General features: G+C 60.6%; 23 protein-coding genes. 5 read left to right on the top strand and 18 right to left on the bottom strand.

Features of this window, described 5'->3' with window-relative positions:
- Positions 1 to 16: 16 nt before the first annotated feature.
- Complete coding sequence (locus FH08_RS0147695; RefSeq protein ID WP_031365142.1) at positions 17 to 1,480, bottom strand: M81 family metallopeptidase; 1,464 nt, start codon at positions 1,478 to 1,480, stop codon at positions 17 to 19.
- 17 nt (positions 1,481 to 1,497) lie between these two features.
- A complete protein-coding gene (locus tag FH08_RS0147690) occupies positions 1,498 to 2,736 on the bottom strand; it encodes an MFS transporter (RefSeq protein WP_035569088.1) in 1,239 nt (412 codons plus the stop codon).
- A 249-nt stretch (positions 2,737 to 2,985) separates the two neighbouring features.
- On the opposite strand from FH08_RS0147690, the gene FH08_RS0147685 reads away from it, so the two are divergent.
- Both FH08_RS0147685 and FH08_RS0147680 read left to right on the top strand, forming a co-directional pair.
- Positions 2,986 to 3,900, top strand: a complete 915-nt coding sequence (locus tag FH08_RS0147685) for a LysR family transcriptional regulator (protein WP_051889083.1) — start codon at positions 2,986 to 2,988, stop codon at positions 3,898 to 3,900.
- Between the two features lie 105 nt (positions 3,901 to 4,005).
- The gene (locus tag FH08_RS0147680) at positions 4,006 to 5,256 is read left to right on the top strand and encodes a D-amino acid dehydrogenase (protein ID WP_031365139.1); all 1,251 of its coding nucleotides are present in this window, start codon (positions 4,006 to 4,008) and stop codon (positions 5,254 to 5,256) included.
- 13 nt (positions 5,257 to 5,269) lie between these two features.
- Here FH08_RS0147680 and FH08_RS0147675 read toward each other — a convergent pair whose 3' ends face one another.
- Positions 5,270 to 6,682, bottom strand: a complete 1,413-nt coding sequence (locus tag FH08_RS0147675; protein WP_035569085.1) for an FAD-binding oxidoreductase — start codon at positions 6,680 to 6,682, stop codon at positions 5,270 to 5,272.
- A 430-nt stretch (positions 6,683 to 7,112) separates the two neighbouring features.
- Between FH08_RS0147675 and FH08_RS51200 the strand changes: the two genes are divergently transcribed.
- Complete coding sequence (locus FH08_RS51200; RefSeq protein WP_075583479.1) at positions 7,113 to 7,298, top strand: hypothetical protein; 186 nt, start codon at positions 7,113 to 7,115, stop codon at positions 7,296 to 7,298.
- 159 nt (positions 7,299 to 7,457) lie between these two features.
- On the opposite strand, the gene FH08_RS0147665 is transcribed toward FH08_RS51200, so the two are convergent.
- The 14 genes from FH08_RS0147665 to FH08_RS0147600 form a co-directional block, all read right to left on the bottom strand.
- Complete coding sequence (locus FH08_RS0147665) at positions 7,458 to 8,357, bottom strand: NAD(P)-dependent oxidoreductase (RefSeq protein WP_031365137.1); 900 nt, start codon at positions 8,355 to 8,357, stop codon at positions 7,458 to 7,460.
- Positions 8,358 to 8,413: 56 nt separating this feature from the next.
- A complete protein-coding gene (locus FH08_RS0147660; RefSeq protein WP_051889082.1) occupies positions 8,414 to 9,757 on the bottom strand; it encodes an MmgE/PrpD family protein in 1,344 nt (447 codons plus the stop codon).
- Between the two features lie 31 nt (positions 9,758 to 9,788).
- Positions 9,789 to 10,568: an SDR family oxidoreductase gene (locus FH08_RS0147655; RefSeq protein WP_031365135.1), complete on the bottom strand. Its 780-nt coding sequence runs from the start codon at positions 10,566 to 10,568 to the stop codon at positions 9,789 to 9,791.
- An 82-nt stretch (positions 10,569 to 10,650) separates the two neighbouring features.
- Positions 10,651 to 11,325, bottom strand: coding sequence for a GntR family transcriptional regulator (locus FH08_RS0147650; RefSeq protein ID WP_031365134.1), 675 nt, complete (start codon positions 11,323 to 11,325; stop codon positions 10,651 to 10,653).
- Positions 11,326 to 11,422: 97 nt separating this feature from the next.
- Positions 11,423 to 12,196, bottom strand: coding sequence for a carboxymuconolactone decarboxylase family protein (locus tag FH08_RS0147645; RefSeq protein WP_031365133.1), 774 nt, complete (start codon positions 12,194 to 12,196; stop codon positions 11,423 to 11,425).
- A gap of 4 nt (positions 12,197 to 12,200) precedes the next feature.
- Positions 12,201 to 12,590: a cupin domain-containing protein gene (locus FH08_RS0147640; protein WP_031365132.1), complete on the bottom strand. Its 390-nt coding sequence runs from the start codon at positions 12,588 to 12,590 to the stop codon at positions 12,201 to 12,203.
- Positions 12,590 to 13,507, bottom strand: coding sequence for an NAD(P)-dependent oxidoreductase (locus FH08_RS0147635; protein ID WP_031365131.1), 918 nt, complete (start codon positions 13,505 to 13,507; stop codon positions 12,590 to 12,592). The genes FH08_RS0147640 and FH08_RS0147635 overlap by 1 nt, the downstream gene beginning before the upstream one ends.
- Before the next feature lie 16 nt (positions 13,508 to 13,523).
- Positions 13,524 to 14,867: an MFS transporter gene (locus FH08_RS0147630; RefSeq protein WP_031365130.1), complete on the bottom strand. Its 1,344-nt coding sequence runs from the start codon at positions 14,865 to 14,867 to the stop codon at positions 13,524 to 13,526.
- Positions 14,868 to 14,938: 71 nt separating this feature from the next.
- Entirely contained in the window at positions 14,939 to 15,337 is a 399-nt protein-coding gene (locus FH08_RS0147625; RefSeq protein ID WP_031365129.1) for a carboxymuconolactone decarboxylase family protein, read from the bottom strand.
- Positions 15,338 to 15,375: 38 nt separating this feature from the next.
- Positions 15,376 to 16,806: an aldehyde dehydrogenase family protein gene (locus FH08_RS0147620; RefSeq protein WP_031365128.1), complete on the bottom strand. Its 1,431-nt coding sequence runs from the start codon at positions 16,804 to 16,806 to the stop codon at positions 15,376 to 15,378.
- Between the two features lie 25 nt (positions 16,807 to 16,831).
- Entirely contained in the window at positions 16,832 to 17,716 is an 885-nt protein-coding gene (locus FH08_RS0147615; protein ID WP_031365127.1) for an NAD(P)-dependent oxidoreductase, read from the bottom strand.
- A gap of 129 nt (positions 17,717 to 17,845) precedes the next feature.
- Positions 17,846 to 18,172 carry an NIPSNAP family protein gene (locus FH08_RS0147610; RefSeq protein ID WP_031365126.1) on the bottom strand — a complete coding sequence of 109 codons (327 nt, stop codon included), beginning with the start codon at positions 18,170 to 18,172 and terminating at the stop codon, positions 17,846 to 17,848.
- Between the two features lie 41 nt (positions 18,173 to 18,213).
- Positions 18,214 to 19,011: an N-acyl homoserine lactonase family protein gene (locus tag FH08_RS0147605; RefSeq protein WP_031365125.1), complete on the bottom strand. Its 798-nt coding sequence runs from the start codon at positions 19,009 to 19,011 to the stop codon at positions 18,214 to 18,216.
- Between the two features lie 51 nt (positions 19,012 to 19,062).
- Positions 19,063 to 20,475 (bottom strand): MFS transporter, encoded by a 1,413-nt coding sequence (locus FH08_RS0147600; RefSeq protein WP_035569135.1) that lies wholly within the window; start codon positions 20,473 to 20,475, stop codon positions 19,063 to 19,065.
- Positions 20,476 to 20,749: 274 nt separating this feature from the next.
- Between FH08_RS0147600 and FH08_RS49950 the strand changes: the two genes are divergently transcribed.
- Together FH08_RS49950 and FH08_RS0147590 are read left to right on the top strand one after the other, a co-directional pair.
- Positions 20,750 to 21,664 (top strand): hypothetical protein, encoded by a 915-nt coding sequence (locus FH08_RS49950; protein ID WP_051889081.1) that lies wholly within the window; start codon positions 20,750 to 20,752, stop codon positions 21,662 to 21,664.
- On the top strand, positions 21,664 to 21,951 hold the full coding sequence (locus FH08_RS0147590) for a hypothetical protein (protein ID WP_051889080.1): 288 nt from the start codon (positions 21,664 to 21,666) through the stop codon (positions 21,949 to 21,951). The genes FH08_RS49950 and FH08_RS0147590 overlap by 1 nt, the downstream gene beginning before the upstream one ends.
- 244 nt (positions 21,952 to 22,195) lie before the next feature.
- Here the strand turns inward: FH08_RS0147590 and FH08_RS0147585 are convergent, their stop codons facing one another.
- On the bottom strand, positions 22,196 to 24,283 hold the full coding sequence (locus FH08_RS0147585; RefSeq protein WP_031365121.1) for a sigma-54-dependent Fis family transcriptional regulator: 2,088 nt from the start codon (positions 24,281 to 24,283) through the stop codon (positions 22,196 to 22,198).
- Positions 24,284 to 24,608: the final 325 nt, after the last annotated feature.

The raw sequence follows: 24,608 nt of genomic DNA, 5'->3' as shown, positions 1-24,608 counted from the left end.
AAGTGGCTCCATTGCGTCATTGTTTGGCGTGCGGCCGGTTGTGAATGGGCCATTTGGGCAGCTTGATTTTTTTATACGGTAACGCTGACCAGTCAGGACTGGCTGAACCGGGTGCGCCAACGTAGATGATCTCGTGAGCAATCGTGGAAAACGACGCGTGAAAATGCTGCGCCGACTTCACCACCACAATCTTCTTGCTTGCCGGGTCGCACCCAAGCTGCGTGAACAGGTCGATGTTGAGCGCCTGCGCGCGGCGGGTGGATAGCACGATCTCAATGCCCTGAAATTCGACCAGCGCACAGTCGCCGAGCGGAGATGGCGTGCCGGCCTGACCGGTCATTGTCATCTCAGGGAACACGGCGCGCACCAGGCATCGTCCATCGACTGGCGTACCCGACTGCGGCCCGATCTTGCCGCCAATCCGCAGATCCAGCGTGGCGCCTGCGCCGGCATCGAAAGCAATGCTGACCGCCACCGGATCCCATAACGGCCCGAGCGCCGCATCGCCAATGCCGCGCGCGAGCATGCGCTGCAGGATGAACGTCGAGTCGCCCGCTGCGCCGCTGCCCGGATTGTCCGAGCGGTCCGCCAGCACCACCGGCGCGCCGGCCGATGCCAGCGCGCGGTCGAGCGCCGCGTCGATATCGAGGTAACGCACGAGCAACGCGTCGCGCAGGGTGATGACCTCATCGGCGAACCGCCTTGCAATGGCTTGGGCCATCGGCGCGTCACCGTCCGCATAGACCAGGACCTTGGTGCCCATGTCCTTGACGTCGCCCGTCGCGAAGCCCTGCACGATCGAGATCGATAACACGCCGTCGTGCCCCTCCAGCGCCTGGGCGCGATCCGTCAGCGAACGGCCGGGTTCGCGCGTGGTATGAATCGGCACGACCATGCCGCAATCCACCACCGCCGCGACCGGATCGATTTCCCCCACCGCCACGCGCTGACAGAGATCGGCCAGTTCCAGCGCCCGCTCCAGCACGTCCGTATGCGGGTACTCCTTGAACATGATGAGCACGTTGGCATGGCTGACCATCGCTTCGCTCAGGTGCGCATGCGGGTCCAGCTCCGCACCGATCACGGCGTCAGGGCCGACTATCTGACGGACCTCGCGCAACAGATCGCCTTCGCAATCGTCATAGCCATCGGCCACCATTGCGCCGTGCAAGCCGAGCAACACGATATCTACTGGCATGGCCGTGCGCAGATCCTCCAACAGCTCGTCACGCAAGGTCTCATACGCCAGGCGCGTGACCACGCCGCCGGGATTCGCCGATGCAACAAGCCCTTCGATTACTGTCCAACCATACGTTGCGGACCGTTGACGCGCCGCCCATAAGGGACCGCCGAAGAAAGTCATTTCGTCGGGATGTTGCCCGGCCCGGAAATAGCCTCGATCATGGAACGCGCCGAGGCCTGTCGGGATGGGCGCGAAGGTGTTCGTTTCCGTCGCGAGGCTACCGGTAAACACACGCATCAGTTCTCCTTTGATAGTCAGGTTTGCAGGCTCGGCAGAGGTGGCTCGTTTGCCGGGCTCCACGTCGATGCCACCAGCACCGCCAGAATCGCGGCAATCAGCAGCAGCCAGAACGCAGCAAAAAACGAGCCGTTGAATGCGGCGATCAGCGTGCCCATGGCTACAGGAGCAATCGATCCTGCAATCTGTCCGCCGAAGTTCATCAAGCCCGTGGCGCTGCCGACCAGATGCTCGGGGAAATGCCGGAGTGGCGCCGAGAAAACCGTTGCATAGACGAAGTTGAACGACAGCGAAAAGAACGTCCAGTAGATCAACAGTAGCGAGATCATGGTGGTCGTAATCATCAATGCAAGAAACACTGCACTCATCAGTGCGCCCATCATGAGGAACATGCGTTCCTTGCTTTTGCCGTATTTGTCCAGCAACGCGCCAACCACATTCGTACCCGCGAACGCGATCAGGTTCGGCACGGTTACCGCGAGACTGATGTGAAGCAGATCGATACCGTAGGTCTTCATTAAATACGACGGCATCCACGACTGTACGCCGACATACAACATGCTCGTGAAGAACCAGATGGCGGTCAGCTTCCATGCCATCCGGATACGTAGCAGCGAGCGCCACAAATGCCGCGGCCGGTTCGCGACGCGCGCCCTTTGCTGCGCGACGCCGCCACGCAGGGAGAGCCACAGGATCACCGCGACGAACACGCCCGCGCCGGCAAGAATATGGAATGACCCACGCCAGCCCAGATGCACGACAGTGAGCGCAATCAAGCCTGATCCGGCCGCATTGCCCAAAAAGGTGGTTGAGATCAGGAACGACTTGGCGCGTGCCCGCTCAGGCTTGGGAAACACCTCGGCGACCGTCACTGAACTGGCCGGTGAGAAGCTGCCCTCGCCCATGCCGAACATGAAGCGGATGGCAAGGAGTGAAGCGAACGACCACGCGAGACTGGTCGCGCCGGTAAACACCGACCACATGACGATACATAACACCACGATGATCCGCGAGCCGAAGCGGTCCGACAGCCAGCCGCCTGCAAGCTGCATGAATGCATAACTCACGTAGAACGCGCTCAGCAACATGCCGGCTTGCCGGGTATCGAGGGCGAATTCATGGCTGATGGGAATGATCGCGGTGCTCATCAGGATCCGGTCCGCATAGCCGACGGCCCAGGCGAGGAACAGACCCGACAGGCACACCATTTTTTGCGTCCGGGAAAACACATACCCAGCAGACCCCGCAGACTCCATAAGCCCTCCACACCACGTTTGCTCTACGACGCACGAAATACACCGCCGCTGTCGGGGGCGCGGGACCGGCCAGCAGACCGAATATGAGGGCGCGTGCGGAGCGCGTCTAATGAAAATAAAATCCCCAAATATAACCCTGCGTTATAGGTGGCTGATAGGCAATCATAGGCAGCTCAGGCCAAGAGCCTTGTTCCAAACGATCGAAGCGTGTCGTAAGCTGCAGGGCGATGTCAATCCAGGGAGACTCAGGTGCGTTTGCGACATATCGAAATCTTCAGCGCAATCATGCTGACCGGGTCGACCAACGGCGCGGCCAAGCTCCTGCATATCTCGCAGCCCGCGGTCAGCAAGATGCTGCAGCATGCCGAGCAGTCCGCCGGTTTCGCGCTGTTCCTGCGCAGCAAGGGCAAGCTGGTGCCTACCCCCGAGGCGCTGCGCCTGCGCGAAGAACTCGGCCCGTTCGATGAACAACTGAAGCGGATTCGCCGCCTTGTCACAAGCCTTGCGCACGGCGCTGACCGCCCGTTGCGGGTTGCCGCTACACCGGCGCTCGCCCACCATGCGTTGCCCTCGGTCATGGCGCGCTGGTGCCGCGCGTTTCCGCAGTCCAAGTGCGAGCTGAGCGTCGCGCACACCCGGGAGATCGAACATGCGCTGCTGCTCGATGAGATCGAGCTCGGGCTGACCATGCGGCCCGTCTCCCATCCCAACCTGGTTGCCACGCCGGTCTGCGAAAGCACGCTCTGCGCCATTGCGCCGGCTGGCTGGTGGGAGGACGCCCTGCTCGACCAGCCGCTGACAGCAGACGATCTGGCGGGGCAACCGCTGATCACCATCGACCCGGACGACTACCTCGGGTCAATCCTTTCCGCGTGGCTCAGCGACGCTACTGAGCCTCCCGTCAGTAATCTGTCGGTGCAAACTTATCCGCTCGGGAAGTCGCTGGTGCAGCAGCGCATCGGTATCGCGATAGTCGACTCGTTCACGGCGAACTATCCCCAGCATCATCCGGACATCCAGATCCGGCCGCTAGCGATCGACGAGACCCTGACGGTGTACGCCGTGACTGAACACTCGCGGCCGCCGCCGCAATCGGCGGAGCGACTCATCGAGTTCCTGCGTGAGGACGCACCAACGGACGCACCCAGGTCGTCGGGTGGCTAGACCCGCTATAACTCACGGCTATAGCGCGGGCGCTGGTCGATATTGGACGCGGTTTGCGAGCTGCAGAACAATAAGCACTCGCTCAACCAACCATCGACCCATCCCATGCATGTGCTCGTACTCGGAGCAGGAGTGACCGGTCTGGCGACCGCCTGGTATCTGCGGGAGGACGGCCACACCGTCACTGTCGTGGAACGCAATGAGGACGTTGCGCTTGAATCCAGCTTCGCCAACGGAGGGCAGCTTTCCTACAGCTATGTCGCCCCGCTCGCGGGTCCAGGGGTACTGTCAAAGCTGCCGTCCTGGCTCTTGCGCGGGGACTCGCCGATCCGCTTTCGACCTCGCCTTGATCCGGACCAGTGGCGTTGGCTCGCGCAGTTTGTCTGCGCGTGCACGCAGCGCAAAAGCGAGTTGTCCACCCGGCGCTTGTTAGCGTTATCGTTCCTGAGCCGTGACCTCATGCGCCAACTGCAGGCGAGCGAACCCGACCTGCGATTTAGTCACTCGAATGCTGGCAAGCTGGTCGTGCATCGCAAGCGCGCTTCGTTCGACGCCGCTTTGCGCCTGCTCGATTACCAACGCTCGCTCGGCTGCGAACAGCAAGCCCTCGATACCAGCGAGTGTGTGCAGAAAGAGCCCGCACTGGCGCATCTTGCAGGGCAATTGCAAGGAGGCATCTTCACGTCAAGCGAAGATAGCGGCGACTGCTACCAGTTTTGTGTCGAGTTGACTCGTCTGTTGCGGGCACGCGGCGTGGAATTTCGGCTCGGTACGAACGTCACGGCCCTCCGTCACGCACTGGGCGGTCCATCCCGCGTCGAGGCGTTGGCCGGCGACAAAGCCATCGATGCCGACCAGATCGTGCTGGCAGCCGGCGCCGCCAGTGCGGCGCTGCTCAAGCCGCTAGGCGTGCGGGTTCCGCTTTATCCACTGAAGGGCTACAGCTTGACCACCCAGGTCGATCCGCACGGCAACGCCCCGCACATCAGCATCACCGACTTCGAACGCAAGATAGTCTATGCCCGGCTCGGCGACCGGCTGAGGATTGCCGGCATGGCGGACGTCACCGGTCGACGTGCCGATGTCGATCCGTCTCGCGTCGCCACGCTGCGCGCAGAATCCGCAGCGGCGTTTCCTGACGCCGGCAATTTCGATGAAGCGACGGTCTGGTGCGGCCTTCGGCCAGCCACGCCGCACAGCACACCGATCATCGATTCGACGCGCTACGAAAACCTCTGGCTCAACCTCGGACAAGGCGCACTTGGTTTTACGCTCGCGCTTGCAAGCGGCCGCTCGATCGCCGACCTGATTGCAAAGCGCCCCCCGGCGGTACCGCTCGACGGTTTTACACTGTAAGCAAAACCACGCCCTAGAAAATCTTGCCGGGATTCAGAATGCGCGCGGGGTCCAGCGCTTGCTTGATCGCGCGCATCGACGCGACATCCGCCTCGGAACGCGTCAGGTGCAGGAAGTGTTTCTTCTTGATACCGATCCCATGTTCAGCGGAGATGGATCCGCGAAAGTCTCGCGTCACGTCGTAGATAACCTGGTCGATCCTGTCGTGATCGCGCTTTGGCAAGCCGGGCACGTCCACCACGATGTGGATATTCCCATCGCCAAGATGGCCGTAGATCATGATCGTGGCATCGGGCCATCGGGCGCGCAGTTGCGCCTCGCAGCGCGACGCCGCCTGGCCCACTTGCGCGATGGAAAAGCTGACATCGTAAGCCGCGTGATTCGGGATGAAGCGTTGATATTCACCGGGTGCATCACGGATCGCCCAGAACGCCTGCGCATGCGCTTCGTTCGAAGCCAGTGCGGCGTCGGTCACTACTCCCTCTTCCAGCATCGCCGCCAGAAACTCCTCGAACGCGTCGCCATGCCGGACGGGATCGGTTCCAACACTCTCCAGCAACACATAGAACGGATGCGGCGAGTCAAGCGGAGCACGCAGCGTGTCCAGGTTGGCAAGCACCGTGTCGTAATACCCGGCCCACATGACCTCGAACGCCGATACGCCCGGAGCCAGCCCAGCCTGAGCGCGCCGGAGCAGCGTGGTGACGGCGTCGAAGCTGGGCAATCCACACCATGCTGTCGCCGTTGCCGTGGGCTTCGGACGCAGACGCAGCACCGCGCGAGTGATGACTGCAAGCGTGCCTTCGCTGCCGATCAGCAAGTTGCGCAGATCGTAGCCGCTGTTGTCCTTGATCATCTTGTTGAGGCCGCCCACGATCGCGCCGCTCGCCAGCACGGCCTCGATGCCCAGCACCTGATCACGCATCATGCCGTACTTGATGACGCGGTTGCCGCCCGCGTTGGTGGCGAGATTGCCGCCGATGGAACAACTCCCGCGTGCTCCCAGGTCAAGCGGAAAATAGAAACCTGCCGCGCTGGCCGCTTCCTGAACCACTTGCAGCGGCGTGCCGGCCTGAACCGTCATGGTGCCCGACACAGGGTCGATCTCCACAATCTGGTTCATGCGATCAAGGCTCAGCGCCACCTCGTCGCCACGCAGATTGGCGCCGCCCACGAGCCCTGTCAGGCCGCCTTGCGTGACGACAGGTTGTGCGTAGCGGGCGCAAATCTCGAGTGCCACTGCGACCTCGCTGGTGTCACGTGGCCTGATCAGCGCGAGCGGCACCGCGCTCGGCAGTCCGCTCCAGTCCTCAACTCGGCGATCGCCAAACTCATCGGGCAAAGCCACGACCTGAGCGCCGAGCGCTTCCCGTAACGCGCTGACTGCTTCGCCTGGTGCTGCGCTTTTTGCTGCGTTTACTTCCATGTCCTGTCTCCCTCGATGCACGGCGTCAGGCGCGCCGCTACATCCTCTATTCTGAACACCAAATGGTATTGCCGCTAAGAAACACCGCGCAGTCGACCCCGGTGCGTGCGATTCACCCTACCACTCCGACGGCGAAGCTGCTTACGAACCATCGCCAAAGGCTTACTCCATATTGCATTTTGTATCGTCCGGTTAGCTCGCCGGCTGCGCGATATGTCGCGCGAGCGTCCATACCGCGTTACCCCACGTCTGTGGCAAGGGTCTGCACCGGTTTTGCAGAGAGCGCAGTCGTTAAGGTTTGGTTACCCGCGGTAGCAAGTGGCTTTGGTCGAAGCTGATAACGTCGGAACAGTCATGCCGTTCATGCGACATGCCAAGTGCGTGGACAAGTGCATGGACGAATGCAGCTCACCGAAACCGAAGGAGAAGTATGAAAAAGATTGCAGCTATGGCGGCTCTCGCGGCCGCAACATCGTTACTTGGAGGATGCTGGTGGGGACCGCCGCCGGGCGGTGGCGGTTGGGGTGGTCCCGGACATGGCGGGCCAGGTGGTGGGCCAGGCGGTGGCGGTCCACAAGGCGCTGTCATCGTGCCGCATGCGACTTCTGTGACCTGAACATCCTTTTAACCGGGTCGGCCCGTTGGCCGACATATCCCACTTCTCCGCCATCCTTGGCCGAGGAACAACCCGGTGTCGCGAAGGGCCAGACGGCTCTTCCGATGCACGCCAAAAGACTTGCAGCGCCTTCCGCGTGCCATCGTTGTTTCATCGTTGTTAACCAGCGATACCCTTGCCATCGGACCAGCTCTCCACATACTTGACGAGTTCAGTCATGTCGCGAGACTTACCGTCCTGCATCGCCGCGTAGTTCCAGACCTGACGGGCAGTGTTGCCTACCCACATTGGCACGCCAAGCGCCTGGCACTCTTCCACCGCGAGTCCGATGTCCTTGCATACGCTACTGATCGGAAAGCCGAAATCAAACGTGCGCGACAACACCTGCTTCGGGAATTTATCGAGTGTCGCGCCGTTCTTGCCGCTGCCCGCGTTGAACACGGACATCATCACTTCCGGGTCGAGGCCTCCCTTCACTCCGGCTACGAAAGCTTCGGAGGTAATCGCAAACGCCGTCGACGAAAGCATGTTGTTCAGCAGCTTGAGCAATTGCGCCTGACCTGCCTTTTCCCCTACGATGAACACCTTTCCGAAGACATCGAATAGTTCGCGTACCTGAGCAATGGCTTCCGGCTTGCCCGCGGCCATCACGGCGAGCGTGCCTTTTTGCGCGCCGGCCGCGCCGCCGCTGATGGGGGCATCAACGGTTTCGATGCCTTTTTCAAGCAGTCCCGCAGCCACGTCCTGTTCCGTGCGCGAGCCGACGGTGGACAAGTCCACCAGGATCCTGATCGCCTTGCCCTCTTTCAATCCGTCCGCACCCAACGCAACTTCCTTGAAGATCGCAGGCGTGGGAAGACTCGTGAAGACGACTTGGGCGCTATCGGCGACTTCGCGCGCGCTGCTCGCCACTTGCGCGCCGATCGCCGATAACTCCGCCAGAGCCTGCTCGTTGCGATCGTAGATCACCAGGGAATGACCGTGCTCGATCAGGCGACGTGCCATGGGACGCCCCATGACGCCGACACCCACAAAGCCCAACTTAGTATGTTCCGACATGATGCTTCCTCGACAGTGATGAATGGTGTGCTCGCCGCACGCGTGCACTTATAGAGTTACAAGCAGGCGAGATGCATGGGCAGGGACGAATCGGGCGCGCTTTCCAGTGCCCATAGCGCGTCGATCAGCGGGCCTGGTCTGCGAGAGGATCTGCCGTATTCGGCGAGCTCCCTGAGCTTGTTTTCCAGGTCGGTGTCCGCAAGCGGCGCTTGCAGGCTGCCGCGCGCTGCATCGATACGGCGCGACATCGTCCCACCCGAGCGCAACGTGAGCGTCACCTGCGCAGCTTCGACGGAATACGCAGGGTCATCGACGAACTCAAGTCGGCTCGCGAAGGCTCGCAATAGAGGATCGGCTACGGTTTCATCGGTGAATTCAGCGAGGCCTGCGCGGCCTCTGGCAAGCGCGACCGCGACGCTGTGTTGCGCGCTGACCTGTGCTTCGCGGCCAAGCGTGATGTTTGGCCGGTCCGTTCGTGCGCGCAGCAATGGGTGGCCTCTGAGCGTGACGCGCTCGACATCGGCGAAAGAGAATCCCGGTGTCGCCGATAACCCCAGGCACGCCTCAATAACAGGATTGAGCACGACGCCGCACGGGTAAGGCTTATAAGTATTCGATAACAACGCCCATTCGCTTCCGAGCGTAGCGAATGCGGCTTCAACATCGGCGTCGGTGGCCTCGCTCATCACGCGCAGGAAGCCACGCTCACCTTCGATAGGTCGCTCGGGTCCAGCGAAGCCTTCTTGCGCCAGCAACGCCGAGAGCAGGCCATTACGGGCCGCATTGCCCACGCTGATGCTCTTCGACATGCTGCCCAGTGTTTCAACAAGCCCCGACGATTGCGCCGACGCATTGCCAAATGCCCAGGCGATTTGCGCAACGTCCAGATCCAGGGCCTTCGCAATAGCCGCCGCCGCGCCGAACACGCCGCAGGTAGAAGTGATATGCCAGCCTCGCTGATAATGCCCGGGCGACATGGCATTGCCCAACCGGCATTCGATTTCCACGCCGAGTACAAACGCCAGCAGCCACTGCTTGCCGCTCAACGGCGACTTCTGCGCGAGCGCGAACAACGGCGCGGCCACCGGTGCGGTAGGGTGAATGATGGTGGGCAAGTGGGTATCGTCGAAATCAAAGACGTTCGCGCTCATTGCGTTCAGTGCTGCCGCATTCAGGATGTCGGTTCTCTCCCCGCGCCCGATGAGCCCCGCTTCGCGCCCCGAACTGAAGCGGCAGTACACGCTGACAGCCTTACCAATGCCAGGATCCGAGCAACCCGCGAGCGCCACTGCGAAGTAATTTACCAAAGCACGCTTCGCCTCGTGACGCACCTTTGGCGGGATGTCTTCCCACTGTGTCTGCGCGACGAACGAGGCCAACGTACGCGTGAGGTCTTTCATGAACGTCTCATCCCTTCGTATAACAATGACTTTAGCCCGCCAGCCAGCCGCCCTCCATCGGCATCATGGCGCCTGTTATCTGACTGCCTGCATCCGAGCACAGGAAGACGACAAGATCCGCGACATGCGCCGCGCTGACGAATTCGCCGGTGGGTTGCTTGCCGGTGAGGAACTGCTTGACGGCGGTACTGTGGTCAAGTCCTTTCTCCTCCATCAACTGCTCAATCCGGCTTTCGATATTTGGCGTCTTCACAGTCCCCGGGCAGATCGCATTGCACGTAATGCCATGACCGACCGTCTCGACTGCAACAGCGCGCGTCAATCCGAGCAGCGCTGTCTTGGTCGTCACATAGTCCACGCGGTTCGGCGTGGCTCGTGACCCATACACCGAAGTCATGTTGAAAATGCGACCCCATCTACGCGTGCGCATGTCGGGCAGGATCAACTGAATGGCTTGAAACGCGGCCGTCAGGTTCACTGCCAGCGCCTGGTTCCATCGGTCGACGGGGAAATCCTCGATAGAGGCAAAGTGCCGGACGACCGCGTTGTTGATCAGGATATCGATGCCGCCCATGTGATCGCGCGCCGTGCTCACCAGCGTCGCGACGGCACCGGGGTCCGTCAGGTCCGCCTGAACATAGGCAGCCCTGACGGCGTATTCCTGCTCGATCCGGGCCAGGGAATCGCGCACGCTTTCCGGCGGTTCGAGTCCATGCAGCACGACGTTGCAGCCCGAACGAGCGAGGCCTTCAGCCATCGCAAATCCGAGCCCGTCGGATGATCCGGTAACCAGCGCAGATCTTCCTTTCATAAAAAGTAATCCTAATGAAATGAGAAACTGTCAGCCCGCGGTTTGCAATGACTACCCGGGCGGCGAACGCCCGGGCACACTCCTATTCGCTCGCGGTTTCGTCCAGCATCCGCATGGCCGCCTTCTCCGCATTCGCCACATGCAGGCGGGCGGCGGCTTCGGCTGCCGGCGCATCCCGCGCCTTCAGCGCTTTGAACAGCTTGTCGATTTCCTTGAGACTCGACGGCAACCGGTCGGGGTGCATCAGCGACGTCGCGCGCAGCAGGTTCACCCGCGAATAAAGACTGGTCAGGATCTCTTTCACCAACCCATTCCCGCAGTTGTCGAGCAACACGTCGTACAGATTCGTCTTGGCTGCGAGCACGCCGGCCTGGTCGCCCGTCATGGCCTTCGCCTTCAGCACCTTCGCGGCTTCACCAAACTGCGTGATGGCGTCGTCGCCCGCTATCCGCGCGAACTCGCCCGCTGCAAATCCCTCGAGCAAACCCCGTATGGCGTACAACTCCGATGCTTCGCTCTTCGACATGACCGCGACCATAGGTCCTTTGTGCGGCACGCTACAGACCAGCTTCTCAGCTTCGAGCCGGCGCAAGGCTTCCCGAATCGATGTGCGGCTCACACCCAGTGACTCGCACAACTCACGTTCCACCAGGCGCGCGCCCGGTGCAAAACGCCCGGACATGATGGCCTGGCGAAGGACGGTCTCGACCTGATGCCGTAAAGTTTCCGGTCGTATCAAATCCATTTCGGATGCCATGATTGTATTCCCGTCGGACGATTTATCAGTGACCCATGATACTCGAAGTTCCGGCTGAAACCGCCATTCCGCAAGCCTGTGCACCGCCGGACATTGCCTACACGTTGTTGCGTTCGAACTCATCGAGGGCAGTTTCCAGGATCGGCGCGGCAAGCACAGCGCCGTGTATGCCGATGGTGCTTACAATTTCCAGCACTTCCATGATCTCCTCGGCCGTTGCGCCGTAACGAAGCGCATTGCGCATGTGCAGTTTCAGGCCCGGCACGTAGAGGTGGGTTGCAGCGGCATCGAACGCGCAGTACATGAACTCCTTGACCTTGGGTTCCAGCACGCCCTCGCGCCACGGCACGGAAGAAAATGCCACGTAGGTTTCAAACAGATCGGGATCGAGTTCGAGGAAACCTTCCCACGACGAATGCCAATAGCCGCGATTCTCGATAAAGCTTTCCTTCAGCGCGGCACGGCGGGCATCGAGTGGCGCGGGACCGTGGCGTTTGCCCTCCTCTTCAAGTACCTCGATCAACACGGGCACACCAACGTTCGCAGCATGAATGCCCACGGTGCTCGCGAGTTGGATCACTTCGACCAGTTCCGCGCGCGTTGCGCCCGCGCGAAGCGCAGCGCCAATGTGCTGCGCCACGCCCGGCGCGTAGAGATGAGTCGCGGCGGTGCAGGCTGTGATTGCGACGAACGCCTTTACTTTGTCTCCGAGATGATTCTTCTTCGAGGGCACCGCCGAGAACGCCACATAAGCCTCGAAGAAGCTGGCATCGAGGCGTAACAGGCTCTCCCAGCTATCGCTCCATGTGCCGTGCACATGCGTGAATGCATCCTTCGCCTGCTGCTGCCGCTGCGTCAGGGGAGCCGTCATGACTTCAGCCCACCGCGTTCTGGTACACCGCTTCGGCGACCTCTTCTTCCCACATCGTCTTCCCGAGCGAGGTGGCGGTATGGACCATGTAGCTGTTGCGTCCTGCGCCGTGCCAGTGACGCTCATTAGCGGGAATCCATACCACGTCGCCGGTGCGGATGGCCTGCGGCTCGCCGCCATCTACGCAAACGAAACCGCTGCCGGACGTCACCTGCAGAATCTGCCCCTGCCCATGCGTGTGCCAGAAGGTACGCGCGCCCGGCGAGAAGAATACGTTCGCGATGGTGACATTGTCGGTCGTCGGCATGATTGAATCTGCCCACACGACACCGCTGAACGTAGCCGAACGCTGCTCCGATACCGCACCTTCGGCCCTGCCGCGAAACACTTTCATTACTGTTCTCCCGTTGAAGAATTCTTCGCATCCTTGAGACGTACGCCGCCCGATACGTCACCGATCGCATCCACCACGCGGTTACTGATCATGTCGCCGTATCCCAGCGCCGTTGCCAGTCCGAAACTCGCGAGGGGTCCCGATGAATTCAGCGAGGACACTCCAAGCTCGCGCACGCGATCGATATACAGCACGACGTCCTTCGTCATCAGCCTGGCGGTCAGGCCGCCCTCCAGGTAGTCGCCATCGACAATCTTCGGAAAGCGGTTCTGCGTGGCGAAGTTCACCCCGCTGCTGCTGTTGAGAACGTCGAGCAAACGATGGAGATCGAGCCCGGCCTTCTTGCCTGCGACCATCACCTCGGCGGTCGCCGACAGGCTTACCGCGTTCAGGAAGTTGTTGAGCAGCTTGGTCGTATGGCCCGCGCCGCTCTCGCCCATGGTGATTGCCTTCGTGGCGATCGGCTTGAAGACCCACTGGATTGCTTCGATAGCGGCCGCGTCCCCGCCCACCATCAACGTCAGCGTACCCTTCTCCGCTGCTGCGGCGCCGCCGGAAATGCCGGCATCGATGTACTGAACGCCGCGCTCCTTGAACAGCGCGTTGAGCCGGATAGTTGAACTCGCGGCGGCCGTGCTCAGGTCGATCACAGTCTGTCCTTCACGGCACGAGGCAAGGATGCCGTCCGTGCCTTCGACCACCGCTTCAACCACCTTGCTGTCCGGCAGCGACAGCAGCACGACATCTGCAAACCGGATCACCTCCGCGATCGATGTTGCGGCCCGTGCGCCAACTGCGAGCGCGCGTTCGGGCGAGGCATCGTAGCCCAGTACTTCAATGCCCGCCCCCACCAGGCGGCGCGTCATGCGGCCACCCATGTTGCCCAAACCGATGAAGCCAATGCGTTGCGTATTCATGAGTCTCTACCTAAGTTCAAAAGTCCACGTGCTTCGTTTCCGGTCCCATCAGCGCGCCGACCGTACCAATCACACCGCCGATACATAGCAGGACCACCGGCGTAAGCCGCAACGGCATGAACGCGCCCAGCCAGTTCATATAGAACGCATAAAACGACGGGATGATCACCGAGAGGCTGAAGCCCACGCCAAAGCCGGTGGCGCGAACGTCGGTCACGAAGCGCTCGTTGATGTAAGTCACGATCACGCCCCACGGCGAAGTGACCAGCACCGAGAGCAGCATGACCAGCAGCATGATGACCGGCAACGACAAGCCATCCACATTGGAAAGCACGTAGAGAATGACGGCGCCGACCGTCGCGATCAATGGACCCACGACTACGAAGAACGTTCGCCGCCCAATCTTCTGGCCGAGCATGCCCGAGCCGATATAGCTGAAAAACAGCACGAAATAGGACAGCAGCAAAGTAAGCGACATCTGGAAACCCGATAGGTGCAGCGTATGCACAAGCAGGCCCGTCGGCATGAAGATCGTGATGATGTTCTGCGTAAGCCAGAAGCCCGACATCATCAGCAGGACCTGCAGCAGGTTGCGTCCGCTCTTGCCGCGCAGCAGATCGGACAGCGGCAGTTTCTCCGGTTTCTTTTCGCCGGACTCGCTTTCCCAGATCTCCGACTCGGATACTTTATGAACGTAGTACATCGCGAGAATGGCCGCCAGGACCGCGCCCATGACGAACGGAATACGCCAGCCCCACTGCACATACGGCGAATGCAGGCCGCTGAGCGGAAACACGGCGAACATCAGCATGGCAACCAGGTTGATCGTCACGTAGGCCGCCGGGAAACCAGCGATGATCAGACCACCGACGAACCCGCGCTGCTCTTTCTTCGAATATTCAATCGCAAGCGGCATCGCCCCCGTGTAGCCGCCGCCGAGGAAAATGCCGTCGATAAACCGCAGGATCACGAGCAGCCAGTAGGAACCGATACCCAGCGTTTCGTAACCGGGCAGCAGCGCGATCAGTAGCGTGACAACGCCGAATCCGGAGACCGATAGTATCGACGCCCGACGTCGTCCCACGCGGTCCGCGACCATGCCGAACAGCAGCGCGCCGATCGGACGGCCCAGCAAGGTCGTGATGAAAACAAGCGACGCGAGGATCGCCTCCATGCCGGGAGCGAGATGCGGCGGCTGGAAGAAGAACAGCACCGGAGCGAGCACGACCACCGGCAGGTAAATATCGAACATGTCGATGAATTCGGAGAAGAACGCGCCCTTGATCGCGTTGCGGCGTTTCTCATCGACCGACTGCTCGGACGCCGCCCTTGCGGCGCCGTGTGTCGTGACTGCTTCCATGCTCGTCTCCATTGATGTCGTGTTGCATCGCTCGCGGATGCTTATCTAACGTTGTTATTTAACGTTGGACCTCAGCCGTGGGCGATGTCCGCTTCATAGGCCTTGATTGCATCGGTCGCCACCCGGAAGGCCGCGAGCGCGAGCGGCGCGCCGCAGTACACGGCCGCCTGCATCAGCACCGCGCGGATCTCCTCCTTCGTGACGCCGTTCTTGAGCGCGCCTTTGACATGCACGGACAACTCGTGATGCTGGCTCATGGCGGTCAGCATGCCAATGTTGAGCATGCTCCGCGTCTTGAACGTCAAGGTCGGATCGCCCCAGATCTCGCCCCACGCATATTCGGTGACGAGCTTCTGCATCGGCCGGTTGAAGTCATCCGCGTTCGCCCAGGACTTCTCCACATGCGATGGCCCGAGCACTTCCTTGCGGTTCTCGAAGCCCTTGTCAAACAGCGCGTTGTTATCTGCCATTGCTTATGTCCCTCTCGTTACGTGATTTCCAGTAGGCGTCAGGAGTGACCGTAGCCGACCATTGCCTTGATTTCGAGGTATTCGCGTAGCCCCGCTTCGCCCCATTCGCGGCCATTTCCCGAGTGCTTGTAGCCGCCGAAGGGCGCGGCGAAATCCGCCGCGGGATAATTCAGGTGGACACCGCCCGCTCGGAGCTGGCGGCCGATCTTGCGGGCGCGCTCGATATCGCCAGACTGTACGTACGCCGCCAGACCGTAATCCGTTCCGTTCGCAATCCTGATGGCTTCATCTTCACTGTCATAACCCATGATGGACAGCACCGGTCCAAATATCTCTTCGCGTGCGATGGTCATATCGGGTGTGACGTCTGCGAAGATCGTCGGCTTGACGTAGAAGCCCTTCGATAACCCGTCCGGCCGCCCCGTGCCCCCGGTAACGAGCCGCGCGCCTTCGTCAATCCCCTTCTGGATCAGCACCTGTACACGCTCGAACTGGTTGCGGTTGACCAGCGGTCCGAGCTGCGTGGTCTCGCTGTCCGTTGCGCCTACGCTGTAGTTCGACGCCGCTGCTTTCGCGATCTGCGCTGCGTCGCTCATCATGTGACGCGGCACGAGCATGCGCGTGGGGATAGAACAGGATTGTCCGGAATTGGTGAAGCACGCCGCCACGCCGCGGGTGACGGCATCGTCCAGGTTCACGTCGTCGAGCAGGATGTTCGCGGACTTGCCGCCGAGTTCCTGCGCCACGCGCTTGACCGTTTCCGCCGCCATCTTTGCGACCAGAATGCCTGCGCGTGTCGAACCGGTGAACGACACCATGTCGATATCCGGATGCGACGCGATCGCAGCGCCCACGCCCGGTCCGTCGCCATTCACCACGTTCAGCACGCCCGGCGGAACCCCCGCTTCATGCGCGACTTCGGCGAACAGCAGCGCGCTCAGCGACGAATACTCGCTCGGCTTGAGGACCATCGTGCAACCCGCCGCCAGTGCGGGCGCGATCTTCACTACGATCTGATTGATCGGCCAGTTCCAGGGCGTGATGAGTCCGCAAACACCTATGGGTTCCAGACGCACGCGCGTGGTGCCGCGCTGTTCTTCGAACTCAAAATTCTCCAGCACGCCGATCAACGCATTCAAGTGGGCCGGACCGCGGGCCGCCTGCCCCTTGCGCGCAAAAGCAATCGGCGCGCCCATTTCTATGCGCATCGCTTCGGCAAATTCATCGTATCGACGCTCGTAGATTTGAACGATGCGGCGAAGCAAGTCGATGCGCTCTTGTACCGATGTCGCCGAATAAGTGACGAAGGCCCGGCGAGCGGCGACCACCGCACGATCGACATCGGCCGCATTGCCCAACGCCAGCCGATCGATCTTCGCTTCAGTTGCCGGATCGATCAGGTCGAACCAGACCGGCGAGACCGGATCGATCCATTGTCCATCGATATAAAACTGTGCCGCGCGAGACATGTTCGTCCTTTCTACGTTTGCGGATTTATTCGTCGTTGGCAAGAAGCCGGTACATTTCGGTGTGATCCGTGGCCGGCGTCGAGCGTTGCGACACCTCGTCCCAGACCGACGTGCATGTCATGCCGAGCTTCATCGGATAACCCACTGCTTCGGACAATGCGCGTGCAATCTTCAGGTCCTTGTTCATCAACTGCAATGCAAAGCCGGATGCATAGGAGCCCGACAGCATGAACTGCTTCACCTTGTTTTCCGAGGTATTGCTGCGTCCCGTCGATGCATTCAGCACATCGGTCATGGCGGCCGGGTCGATACCGAAACGCTCCGCGATATGCAGCGCTTCCACCGTCGCCATCAGTCCTGCTGCCGAGACATAATTGTTCAGCGCCTTCGCCGCATGTCCCGACCCCGCCGTGCCGATATGCAGCACGCTCTTGCCCATGGCTTCGAGCACGGGCCTACACGTCTCCAGCACGGCCGCGTCGCCACCGGCGAGGATGGCCAGCGTGCCCTCCTTCGCCTTCTTCACACCGCCGGAAACGGGTGCATCCAGATAGTCGAGTCCCATCTCCCCGAGCGTCGCACCCAGCTTGCGCGAGCGCTCCGGCTCCGATGAACTCATGTCGATTACAACCGCGCCCTTGGGCAGGAGACGCGCCCACGCCGTTGCGTCGCCATCGAGCAGCACACTTTCCACGATCGCCGAATTCGGCAGCATGGTGATCAGTGCATCGAGCGATGCGGCGTTCTCGGCGTCCAGCCGCGCCGCGCCGACTTCCTTCGCCAGAGCATCCGTACGGGAGGCATCAGCATCGGCGAGAAAGAGTTGAAAGCCGGCCTTCGCCATGCACTGGACCATGGGTGTGCCCATCATGCCCAGTCCAATGAAGCCAATTCGTTGCGGTCGCGTCATCTTTCTCGCCTTCGTGATCGAACTAAAAATTGACGGGCGACGAACCCCTCGCCGCGCCTATGCGATAAGTCTATCCGATTGTATGACAATCAGTCGATCAACAATTGATTCGGGTTTTCCCTCGCTGCATTACTTCAATGCCGAAAAAGCCGTCGGTGAGAGAAAGACGTTCTCGATCCGCGCGACGATCATTTTCTCGGCCTCGCTCGCCGCGCGCTTGGCAATCCATTCCCCATCAGCCTGGAACGCGTTCCATTTGGTCTCGCGTTCGGCGAGGCTTTGCCACTTCAGCAGGTAGGTCAGCGCATGATTGCTGGGGCCGATCAACGTGGTCCAAAAGCCGATCTGTTGGATGCCGTATTTTTCGAAAAAGCCCAGCGTCGTGGTGCTGAACCGCTCCTGAAGAGCGGGCAGACGGCCCGGCAGGCAGTGATAAACGCGCATCTCTACAATCATGGTGCTGCTCTCCGTTGGTTAAGAATCAAAGTAAGGTGCGCTCAACGCGGCGCCACATCGAGGCGCGCGATCCAGCCTTCGGTTTCGCGGTCATGCGGTGCATAAACCTTGAGTACTTCAGGGTCGTGACCCGGCACCACATGATCGGGCGAGTCCGCCAGGTGCATGACCGTCTTGAAGCCCTCCAGCATGTCGCCGACGTTGTAGACGATCGGGTACGGCCGGTTCTCGCGTATGTTTGCGTAGAAATGAGAGGCGTCGGAAGCGAGCACGACCCAGCCGCGCTCCGTGTGGACGCGTACGACCTGCAGGCCATTCGAATGGCCGCCGACCCAATGCACGCTCAAGCCGGGTGTGAGGTGCGAATCGCCGTCGTGAAACTCCACGCGCCCCTCGAAAACCCGGCCGACCATCGCCTTGACGTCTTCCGGCTCGAATGGATGACTCAGTGCGTGGTGGCACATGCAGCGCCCCGTGCAATAGGCCATCTCCTTGTCCTGCACGTGGTACCGCGCCTTCGGAAAGAGCGCGCGGTTGCCCGCATGGTCGTAGTGCATGTGCGTGAGGATGACGTCGTCCACGGACTCCGGCCGGATGCCGATCCGCTTCAGACCATCTTCAACCGGGTTGGTAATGGTGCGCCCGCGCTGCTGCGCCATGCTGGTGTCGAACCCTGTATCTACAATGAATGTGCGGGACTCGCCAACGACCGCCCACACGAAATAATCGAGTGGCATGGGGACATCGTGCGGATCGCCGCCAATGAAATTCTCAGTGGAACGGCGCGCGTGGTGCGCGTACTTCACTGCGAAGATGCGATAGTTTTCAGGCGTTGGCATGACGAGAATTCCTTGCGTTCAGATTGCTTTGGGGTTGCATTCGAATGGACGCTATTTGAGTGCGGCGGCCGGACTGGTGTCCGCGTCGGGTGGGGTTTCGACTGTCGCTGCGCCAGCAATCTCTTCGAGTGATCGATTCTTGGTTTCCGGTCCAATGGCCGCCACGATCAACGCTTGCAGCAGTAAGGTGCCGGCAATCATGGACACTACGCCGACGATGCCGAACGATGCAAACGCCATGGCGACGAGATAGGGAACCAGGATGTTGAAGCCACGGCCGACCGTGTTGCACAGGCCAGAGCCGCGCAAGCGGACTTCCGTGGGAAAGAGTTCGGGCACATAGCTCGCCACGCTGAACGACGACAGCACGTAGATGCACGCAGTGATCGCAAAGCCGCACGCCGTGATCATGACCTGCGATTGCGCGAACGGGTATGCGACGGCAAATGCGATCCCGACTATCGAAAACGCAACAATGCCCCATTTCCGGCCTAGTCGCTCGGCGAGGCCGAAGGCAATCAGCGAGCCCACTGGACCGCCCGCGAACATCAACGTGGTCAGGCCCAGCGAGTTGGAAACACTATGTCCCTGTTTCACCAGGAAGGTCGGGATCCAGCTGACGAATGCGTAGTTCACCGTGAACAGTCCGATCAGCACGGTGATGCCGGTGATCGTGCGTTTGATCAGCCGACGCGAAAAGAGGTCGGCCAGCCGCGCAGGGTTCTCGGGTGCGGTGTCACGCGAAAGAAGGTCCACGGACACGTGCGGATAGTCTGGTGAGCCCGCGCTCACTCCGCAAGCCGTCTCGATCCGCGTCACGATCTCCTCGGCTTCCGTGGTGCGTCCACGCGATGCCAGCCAACGCGGCGATTCCATCATCGACTTGCGCAGGAACCAGACGATCAGTGCGCCTACGCCTGCAATGGCGAACATCCACCGCCAGCCGTAATGGGGAATGATCAGCCAGCCGATGAACGTGGAGAAGAACAGCGACGTGTTGATGATCAGGTTCAGGATCGTGCCGAAGCGTCCGCGCCATGTCGCCGGTATGAATTCGCTGAGTGTGCCGTAGCCCACCACGATCTCCGCGCCCATGCCCAGGCCCATCACCAGCCTGAAGAAGATCAGCCAGTAAATATTCGGCGACAGGGCGGCGGCTATCGACGCAAATCCATACACGCCGAGGTTGAACTGGTAGGAGAAGCGCCGCCCGAAACGGTCGCCGAGCAGGCCTGACAGCCACGCCCCGGCCATCATGCCGATGAACGTTGCGGAGACGAAACCCGCGTTAAGCTGCAGAGTTGATTCGCCGCTGTGGATCATTGCGGCGAGCACCGAACCGGCAATGTAGATGTCGAACGAATCGAAGAACATGCCGGCGGCAACGAGGCCGAGCAGCCGCCAGTGAAAGCGCGAGAGCGGCAACCGGTCGAGACGATACCCAATACTTGCTTCGGCTAGCATCGACATTTGTCTCCTGAGTTTTCCTGCTGGATCCCTGCTAGGCAGCCCATTTTTTGGATACGGGTTTTTAACTTATTATATGTCTATCATACAATCCGTCAAGAAGATGATCCTAGATCGGGCTTCTGGTGCGTCAATGCTATACGCGCATTGCTACAAAGCCCGTGATGCGTACTGCCTAAGAGTCACCGCCTGCACGCCCGCTTCTTTATTGAGATGGACGCGCGGAAAAGTGCGTTAGCGTTGGGGCCGTTCCAACTACAAAATAACTGAGATGACAACCGAACTGATGCGGTATGGCCGCTATCGCTTCCTTCTTTATAAGAAGTGGGACTACGCGCGGAACATGAGAACGAAAGAGCAGCAGGAAGCGCTAGACGCCGGAAAAGCGCTGTTCCGGGCCGCTAACATCGAGCACTGGGCGAGCCAGCCCGAGCTAGTGGAGCGGGCGCAAAAGTTTCTTATCGATTCGTTCCCGTCTTACCGGCCTAGTCCATACGGTGAAAGCCCGAAAAACATTATCGACGCGCTTTGCCGGGAACTGCGCAGCGGGGACGTGGTGATTGTGCGAGCGGAACCCGAGTACATCGCTCATGACGGTTTCGTTCCGGCGCGCGAATTCGACTATGAGGCGTATGAACGTGACATTGCTGAACGAGCCAGCAGCTACGCGGCTCGGTCGAAAGCATACCGAGATGACCTGAAGGCGTATAACCAGGAAATCGACGAGCGTATCGCACGGGAATCTCGGGCACGACAAAAACCGTTCCGGCACGTTGAAACGATGGCGGAAGCGCAAGCGCGTAACATTGCCGCGCGCGCCGCCAGTGAAAAGATAAGCGCGCTTGCATCATCGGTTGTATCCGTGGTTTCCGCTGTCGCGTCGGCGCTTCCATCGTCCGGTGACGATGACGCTTTCGATCTTGGCGAGGTGACGGCCGTTGGCGACGCGACCGCCCCACTAGGCGACGCAGCGCCGTTTGAGTACGTCAAGAACGTGACGGGCGATGATGTAATGTCGATGGCGGCGCGCGGCGTCAACGAGGCCCAAGAGGCGGATTGCTTCGCAGAGTACGAGCGTGCGTTAGATATGTGTGGTGCCGTGGCATATCCAATGGGTCTGATTCGGGGCATGGCGCTGTGCCGTGAAAACGCATTTGATAGATACCAACAATGCAGGGGTTACTAATGGCTTCAAATCATCCAAAGCGGTCCATAATTATAAATTTTTCAGCGGAAGATGCGCGGCTTTTGGTCTATCCGGTAGAGCGAGAAAAGACGCAATCCATCATTGCTGATGCGCTCGAAATTCCCATTCTTTTTGAAGAGTCAGCCGCTCAAATAGGCGGCAGATACCAGCTTGACAATGAATTCGCGCGTCGGTTTGGCGTTGCAATGCTCAATCTTTTGGCATTGTCATACCCGGAATTAAAACAGGACATTACCGCGTCGCAGACACCGATAGCCCGCGAATGAAGCATAGCCCAACCATGGGGTCTTTCTTCGTCCGTCGCGGCGCGACGGGGCTTTTGTCGCGTCGCGCAATCAACACCTTGCGCGGCCCGGCGCGCAGGTTGACCGGGACATCGCCGCTCGCTTGCAGCGCGTAATAATGCGTGCTCGGTGCTTTGCCATTTGTGCACCTTGTCGCTAACACCGAAAGCAGCAATCGGCATAGACCACGACCCCTAATGCTGGCGCCCAGCAACCCTGTCAGCCCTCACTCCAAGGCCGGCTTGACAATCCCTTCCAGTTGATAGATCTCAAGCTTTCTATACAACGTACTCCGAGAAACACCAAGCAAACGGGCAGCCTGCGCAAGATTGCCATGAGCGCCATGCACCGCGCGAGCAATGGCTACACGCTCCGTCTCTTCCAGACTGGTCGTCTGCAGCAGCTCCGGCTCCGCCGTGCTGACGCTCGCCGTCTCGGCGAGCAGTTCCGCAGGCAACTCATCAAGCCCGACCTCCTCGTCGCGCGAGGTCAACAGCAAGTTTTCAATGATGTTTCGCATCTCCCTGACATTGCCCGGCCAGGAATAAGCGCGCAACACGGCCATGACGTCGGGGTTCAGCCGCCTTGGGACAACCGCGTGGCGAAGGGCAAGTCGCCGGTTGAAATGGTCGACCAGGAGATCAATGTCGATGTCCCGCTCGCGCAGCGGCGGGATCCGTATGCGGGTGACGCTGATCCGGTAATAAAGGTCACCGCGGAACCGCCCGGATTTTACTTCGTCATGCAGATTACGATTGGTCATTGCTAACAGGCGTACATCGACGTGCCGTGGCTGCGTGTCTCCCAATCGATAGACAACGCCCTCCTCAAGCGCGCGCAACAGCACGGGTTGCAATTCGAGCGGCAGCTCGCCGATTTCATCGAGACACAGGGTTCCGCCGTGCGCCAGCTCGAACCGGCCGGGTCGTCCCTCTGCAGTCGCTCCTGTGAATGCACCATGCACGTGGCCAAACAATTCGCTGCCAATCAGCTCCTTCGAGGCCGCCCCGCAGTTGTACGCGACGAACGCTCCGCCCCCGCGTTCCTCGCCGTGTATTGCGCGCGCGAACAATTCCTTGCCGACTCCGGTCTCGCCCTCGATCAGCACCGGTACACGTCTGCGGGCAAGCTGGCGCCCCCGATTGACGGCGGCGAGCATGACCGCGCTCTGCCCGAGTATCTGGGCGAAACAATTGCGTTGAGGGTCCGCCTCGCTTCCGGCCTCGCTTCCTGCATGATTACCCGCCGCACCACCAGTTTCACCGCGCGTTCCGTCCCCAAACGCATTCATGCGCTCTGCAATCCGCTTGCCCGAGGACCGCGACCGGATCGAAGGAACGACGAGCATGGCGCCGATTGTGCTGCCCTCCACCACTACGGGGCTGAACCATTCGGCACGCAAGCCTTGCGGGAGGTGCCGGGCCCAGTCCTCCACCGCCGAGTTCTCGTCCATCCCGGGGAACCGCTCCCCTATGCCGACGGGAAGCGGCATTCTGCCCGTCGTATGGACGAGCCGGCCGCGCCGGTCGATGGCGATCATCCCCGCCGCGTCCGACGATGTGACCCGTTGCAGGCAAAAGGCCAACAGACGCATTTGCTGACGGGCGGACTGCTCGGCGAGCACCATTTCTATTTGCCGCGCCGCCGTAATTGCCAATGTGAGGTTATTGATCTGATAAGTCGAAGGCGGCCCGGAAATATCGAGTACACCGATGATCGAACCGGTTCCAGGTTCGCAAATCGGCGCCGCCGCGCAGCTCCAGGACTTGATCCCTTCGCAGAAGTGCTCCGAAGCATGAATATAAGTGGGCTTCCCGGTAGCGAGCGCGGTGCCGATGCCATTGGTCCCCGCCATTGCTTCACGCCAGTCGCCGCCTGTCGTCAAATGGATCTTCTCGCCGGCCGTCAACGTGCGCAGGTCCCCTGCTGCCTTGAGAATCACACCATCCTGGTTGGTCAGGAGTAGCATGGAATGCGAATCCGCGAAGAGATCCGCGGTCGCGGCGAAAAGGCGATCGGAGGCCGCCAGCAACTCCCGATGACGCCAACGCAAAGCCTCGACAGCATCGCCATGCACCGCAAATGGCGCGAGGCTTGCGGAAGGACTAACGCCGGACTCAAGGCTTCGTTGCCAGGATTCGATCAGAGCCGAAGGAACCGATACTGCTGACTCTCCCGCCAGGAAACGCTCCCAAGCGCGCATGGTGTCGCGGTCAGAGTGGAGAACGTCGGCGCGCTGCGCCTGTGCCATCAGCCCGTGCATCACTGCCTGATTGCCAGGACCCGATGCACTCCCAATTTGGTGTCTCGCCACGCGTCTCCTCCGATGCGATTGGTCAACGCAAAACCCCTTTAAGGCAGGCTTCGTCGCGACTCGCTTTTCTGGTATTGCGGCTGGCGCTTCTCGCTATTGAATTCTTATTGAATCCTGTCAGCTGGCAGCAACACCACGGACTAGTATATGCCTAGCTTTTGATCAGGTCCTCTCGGGAAAACACGCCCCAAGCAAGATGACGAACTATTCTTCCGCGAGACACATGGCAGACATACTCCGGGTCCATGCAGCGCTATTCCCGGCGAAAATGACTCAACGGTTATCGATGTAATAGCGGGCTATTACAAGGCGTGGTCAGGCGGCC

The organism is Caballeronia sordidicola (assembly GCF_000729995.1).
GTDB lineage: Bacteria > Pseudomonadota > Gammaproteobacteria > Burkholderiales > Burkholderiaceae > Caballeronia > Caballeronia sordidicola_A.
This window is presented reverse-complemented; position numbering and strand designations above follow the sequence as displayed.